Source organism: Paenibacillus sp. P4_A7 (genome assembly GCF_056402455.1).
This window is the reverse complement of sequence record NZ_JBFUHJ010000360.1, coordinates 1-5803: the sequence shown is the minus strand read 5'-3', so window position 1 is coordinate 5803 and position 5803 is coordinate 1. Positions and strand designations below refer to the sequence as shown.

The following is a 5803-nucleotide window of genomic DNA, read 5'->3' as shown; positions in this document are numbered from 1 at the left end:
ACATAACTCCCGTATAGCAGCACAAGAAAACTTATAAACAATACGGTTACACCTGAAGCCGTCTCAAGGACACTGTCGCCCCCTATTTCTATTCCTAATAAACCAGGTGATAATATGAAAATATTTAAGGATACAACTCCAGTAATAAGACCCAGGAGCCTCTTGGATTTCGAGCTATTCAAACTATGCACCTCCTCCACTACTACGACCACTAAACCATAAGTAAAATACACTTACCTATGTATATGGCTTTGTACGCATATGAATTCTTTTTGATTTAGGCTTTATGTCGATAATGATGAATAAGTTCATCTAGATGAAAATCGCGTACGTGTAACCTCGACAACGCAAAAGAACGCTATCTGCAGATAGCGCCCTAATGATTAATATTTTATATGGTTAATTACTGCCGTGGATGATGATTTGAATGGATAACGTACAATCAAAACCTGTTACTTTCACAATTCAATGAGTTTGAATGGATATCATACAATCAAAATGACAGTTTGAGGCTCTTTGTCTGCAAAACGGTCGTTTTGCTTGGATGAAATACAGTCTAAGTGTAATTCGTCATTTTTTATATAGTTTTGATTGTATGAAATACAGTCAAATCCAAAAGCTCAGCGTAATTCTCTCTCACAGTCTGTAACGTGTCTGCATTGAAAGGGTTGATCCTCCGTAATGAAGATCAACCCTTTTGATATCAACCTATATATTCCACAAAATTTGCTTATTTAGGCTGAATATAACCTTCAGCTTTAAGCAATTCTGCGATCAGTACAGCGCCACCTGCGGCACCGCGTAATGTGTTGTGTGATAGTCCAACAAATTTAAAATCGTAAACGGAATCCTCGCGCAATCTGCCTGTTGAAACGCCCATACCGTTCTCAATGTCTCGATCAAGCTTCGTCTGCGGTCTGTTCTCTTCTTCAAAATACGTAATGAACTGCTTAGGTGCGCTTGGCAAACCAAGCTCCTGCGGACGTCCTTTGAATTGCTGCCAGCGAGCGAGAATTTCTTCTTTCGAAGGCTTGTTCTCGAAGGATACAAATACTGTAGCCAAATGACCATCCGTTACTGGAACGCGAATACATTGCGTTGTAATTAACGGTGAACTTGCTTTTACAATTTCATCATTTACAATGCTGCCCCAAATGCGAAGCGGCTCCTGCTCACTTTTTTCTTCTTCGCCGCCAATATAAGGGATGACATTATCCAGCATATCCGGCCAGTCGGTGAAGTTTTTGCCAGCGCCTGAAATCGCCTGATAGGTCGATGCAACTACAACCTTTGGATTGAAGTCCAGCAGTGCATGAAGTGCCGGCACATAGCTCTGAATGGAACAGTTCGGTTTAACGGCAATAAAACCTTTCGTTGTTCCGAGACGTTTTCTTTGCGCGGCAATAACTTCAATATGCTCAGGATTAATTTCCGGAATAACCATTGGAATGTCTGGCGTCCAGCGATGAGCCGAGTTATTGGATATAACAGGCGTATCGGTTTTTGCATATGCCTCTTCCAACGCTTGAATCTCATTCTTCTTCATATCTACAGCACAAAAGATAAAATCGACATTAGCGGCAACTTCCTCCACTTTCGATGCATCCTGTACGACGATATTTTTCACATCATCAGGAATTTCGCTGGAAAGCTTCCATCTGCCTTTTACGGAATCCTCATAAGTTTTACCTGCAGAGCCAGCACTAGCTGCAATGACCGTTACTTGAAACCAAGGATGCTGATCTAGTAACTGTACCAGTCGCTGACCAACCATACCTGTTCCTCCAACAATACCAACTTTAAGTTTTTCTGACATTTAATATTCAAATCCTTTCAAAAAGCGTTGAATAATGGCGCCTTATCATTTTACTGAATTATAAAGGATATATGTTAGTACATCAATAAGAGAAAGTAGATAAAATAGATATTTTTCATTACTTTCTTCTAAAATTACCGTATTCGTCGCAAACAAAAAGTGTGTATAGTATATACACACTCTCACAAAAACACTACTTGCTACGCTCGATACGTGTGTTTTTCTCCGAGCCAGAATGCTTTAATTCGAAGTCGATATGAACTTCATAATGAAATTCAGATATTAATTAACTAAGTTACAGACTCTTGGCATTTCCTAACCGATCAGCCATCTCCTTCAAATCTAATCCCTTTAACGCTCCCTCAATTAGTTCAGGCAGACGATCTGGGGAACATCCGAAACAAGGAATGCCAAAGGTCGCAAGCTTTTTAGCTACTGAATCATCGTAATCCGGTAAGCCTTGATCTGAAAGAGCTAGCAGACATATCGCCTTCACGCCGGCTTGCTGCATCTCTGCCATTCTGCGCAGCAGCTCAGATCGATTTCCACCTTCATATAAATCCGAAACAAGGATGAAAAGCGTCTTTTTCGGTTCTGAAATAAACTGTTCACAATAGGCTACAGATTTATTAATGTCCGTTCCGCCTCCAAGCTGAACGCCGAATAGCATGTCAACGGGATCCTCTGCGCACTGCTCACTCAGATCGACGACTTCAGTATCAAATACGACGACTTTAGTGTCTAGGGAAGGCATACTAGCAAAAATCGAGCCAACTATTGATGCATAGATGACTGAATTGGCCATGGAGCCGCTTTGGTCAATATCGAGAATAACGGTCCACTCTTTACTTCTTCGCGCTCGATCGAAAAAATAAACCTTTTCCGGTATGAGCAGTTGCCGATCATGATCATAATGCTTCAAATTTTTACGAATGGTCGTATTCCAATCGAGTCCGGAGGCCGATGGGAGCGGTGAATGCTGTCTCCGATTTAATGCTCCAGTTACAGCCCTCCGTATATCATCCGTGAGTCGCTTGGTTATTTCTTCTACCACTACTTTAACGAGTTGACGAGCTGTATCTTTCGTTTTCTCAGGAATAAGGCCTTTCAATGACATCAATGTCGCCACCATCTGGATATCAGGCTTTACTTGAGACAATAGTTCAGGCTCGAATAGCAGTTGTTTTAACCCCTTCCGTTCAATGGCATCTGCCTGAATAATAGACACCACATCCGGCGGGAAAAACGAGCGGATATCGCCGAGCCACTTGGCGAGCTTCGGAGATGACGTTCCTAAACCAGCAGTTTTCCTGCTGCCAGCGGAGGCCGAACTGCTTGAGTCTATACCACTATAACCAGATGTTCCGTCATAGATAGCTGCTAGTGCCTCATCCATCATCCTAGATTTCTCATCGAGCAAAGGGCCGGAAGCTCCGCCATATGACTGCAGCTTCTGCTCGGCATCGGCACCAAGAATGAGCCTCCATCTCTTTATTTGCTCATCATTATTCCTTGTCATAGCTTACAAATCGCCAAAATCAAACGAATTGAGTTCATCGATTTTCTCCTTTTCTTCCTCAGTAAGTGGCTGCTGAAGCACTTCTCCGATCTCCATCGAACCAATTCCCCAAAGATCACCCATTAGCTCTGCAATAGATGCTTTTTCCCTCGGCTCAAATGTGCTAAATGCTCTGCGTAAAAACACCAAGGAACGCTGAAATTGCTCGTGCTCCAGTGAATGTATGTATTCATCGAGCTGTTTCCACAGAAAGACTCGGGAAAGCAGCGCATAACGGTTTCTCAAAGAGAGTCCTTCAAACCAGCCTGCACCAAGGTCAGCAGGAATACCGGGAGATAGACGTCTAGACACCTCTGCAGCACATTGGTCCTCAGACACTTCATTTCGTTCGAGCAAAATGCTAAATGCAAAACCCGACATCATCGCATTTCGGTCATCGCGTGAGGAAAGCTCTAATAGCTTCTGCCGCCACAACCTATCATCAACAATATCAAAATGCTCTTGAGCAATTGTTTGGAGGGCATTCATAGCATCGATGTTATTTTTAGCAGCATCCTCACTGCACAGTGCAGTGTCGACTAATAAGAGAGTTCCGCGCAAAAATAATTGCTGAAGAAGCGGAACCAGTGACTCCGTCTCTATTAGCCGGATCGATCCATATTGAATGAACACGGACAGCTCGTAGGCCGAAGAAGCTATTTCTACAAAATTGCCTGTATCGACCGCTAGTCGTTGCAATGTCCTTCGGGCTTGTTCCATTAGTGTGGGCAGGCCGCAATCACAGGCGATTCGAATCATTTGAGAGGCTTCTACGATACTCGTGCAAGCCTCAAGCTTTTCATTAAGCACAAAAGCAGCTGCTAACTCGATAGTCTCCCCTTTTAATGTAGACTCGACCGTCTGAATCTCAGACTCTGGTGTCCATTGAAGCACCCAATGCTCAGCCCATGTGGCGGAATCTTGCCGAGTTCTATGCTTCCTAGCAAAGCTAATTCCCAAAAGTTCAATCCGATGCAGCAGTACAGAGCGATTTAGGTCGAGAAATGCAGCCGCGTCTGACTTTACACGACGGTTCTCACGAAGATCTAGTTCAAGATCAGCTGCTATGACTGATTTGTACTTCTCCAGCTTTAGACGTTTCAACTCACGCTTTAAATCGTCCTGAACGGGAGTCTGACTCACACCTTCCGGTAGACTTCCAATATTTGTGCCGATATCGGTCCGGGCTAAAGCATCGGCGACTACGGACAACTCGCCGTTACCGAGAGTTATGACTACCGCATCATGCAGATCCTTCCATGTTGGAAGACGGCCGTTGTGCAGCGAGGCAAGTGCCTCGGCTAGCCTGACACCCTCGATTACCGAAGCCGTTGAACGGTAAGTACCATGCTCACGCATGTGAGTGACTACGTGGGTTAGATACAACGGCGCTAACTTGTTAAGCTCATTATTCTTCAGACATCTCCAGAACAGTTCATAGTAGGCGGGAGCATGATTTCCAGCCCCATAACCCGATTGCGTTGACAGCTTATAGTAGGAGTATGGCATGAGTGTAATTTTGGTTGTACTCCGTGGTAGTTTTGCTAATTGTTCATTGCTCATGTAAGGTAAATCCGAAAGCAAAGCGGAAACATGATGTGCTCCTGTCACGACAACAACTTTGTCGGGATCATGTCCAGAATCAACGACTTCTTTTATTTTGCGCCGCATATAAGCTTCGCGGATTTCGTTATATGCGGCCTCCGCTGGTGCAAGTTCCCATTCCTGCTGCTCTAATATTCCTCTCATTTGGGCGGAATAATAGTGTATGCTCTCCCTATAGCCCTCCACTTTGGCTTCATGCTCGAAATACCTCTCCCAATACGACTCATAATCCGACTCTCCAGCAAGTGTGGCAATTCGCTCATACAGATCATTTTGAGTCGTTATATGGCTTCGGTCGGCACTATCTTCCTCATCATCGGTTCGCTGTCTTCGTGATTCGTACATAGACAACGAAATATCTGATGGCAAATCAATAAACTCCGCATGAGCTCCGTTCTGTTCTGACCAAAGAAAAGCCTGGTATTCAGGAGAATATATCGCGAAAGGATACAAGAGCGTCCTTATAGGCAATTGATCCGTATAGGCCAACAAGGCAACCGGTGGCACTACATTGCGAGCGACCAGTTGCGAAATATATTCGCTTGCATCACTAGGACCTTCCACAAGAACGGCGGTAGGCTTCTTTTCTTCCAAAAAAGCGCGTAAATGATAAGCGCCCGCAGGAGATAGATGCCGGATTCCGAAAACATGAAAAGGCTGCTGCCTGTCGTTCATCCGTTCATCTCCGAACAAGCGTTGTACAGACTCCGCCATGACGCTCCTCGCTTCTTCATCACATTATCCAAATACTCTTTCCACACCAAACGATCTTTCTCTTCATCCTTTACAATGGCTCCCTGCAGTCCTGCCGCAATATCTTCCTC

General features: G+C 44.3%; 3 protein-coding genes and 2 pseudogenes. All 5 read right to left on the bottom strand.

Annotated features, from left to right (window positions below; genetic code table 11):
• Nucleotides 1-182, bottom strand: a pseudogene (locus tag AC1DWN_RS26180) (hypothetical protein); the annotation flags it as partial.
• Between the two features lie 548 nt (nucleotides 183-730).
• The gene (gene asd / locus AC1DWN_RS26175; RefSeq protein WP_477561825.1) at nucleotides 731-1816 is read right to left on the bottom strand and encodes an aspartate-semialdehyde dehydrogenase; all 1086 of its coding nucleotides are present in this window, start codon (nucleotides 1814-1816) and stop codon (nucleotides 731-733) included.
• Nucleotides 1817-2111: 295 nt separating this feature from the next.
• Nucleotides 2112-3335 carry a VWA domain-containing protein gene (locus AC1DWN_RS26170; protein ID WP_477561824.1) on the bottom strand — a complete coding sequence of 408 codons (1224 nt, stop codon included), beginning with the start codon at nucleotides 3333-3335 and terminating at the stop codon, nucleotides 2112-2114.
• A gap of 3 nt (nucleotides 3336-3338) precedes the next feature.
• Nucleotides 3339-5654, bottom strand: a complete 2316-nt coding sequence (locus AC1DWN_RS26165; protein WP_477561826.1) for a DUF5682 family protein — start codon at nucleotides 5652-5654, stop codon at nucleotides 3339-3341.
• Nucleotides 5651-5803: pseudogene (locus AC1DWN_RS26160) on the bottom strand (ATPase); the annotation flags it as partial. The pseudogene AC1DWN_RS26160 and the gene AC1DWN_RS26165, both read right to left, overlap by 4 nt.

Excerpts from the sequence above, each read along its gene's own strand:
- asd (WP_477561825.1), bottom strand. The coding sequence starts at position 1,816 with ATGTCAGAAAAACTTAAAGTTGGTATTGTTGGAGGAACAGGTATGGTT.
- AC1DWN_RS26170 (WP_477561824.1), bottom strand. The coding sequence starts at position 3,335 with ATGACAAGGAATAATGATGAGCAAATAAAGAGATGGAGGCTCATTCTT.
- AC1DWN_RS26165 (WP_477561826.1), bottom strand. The coding sequence starts at position 5,654 with ATGAACGACAGGCAGCAGCCTTTTCATGTTTTCGGAATCCGGCATCTA.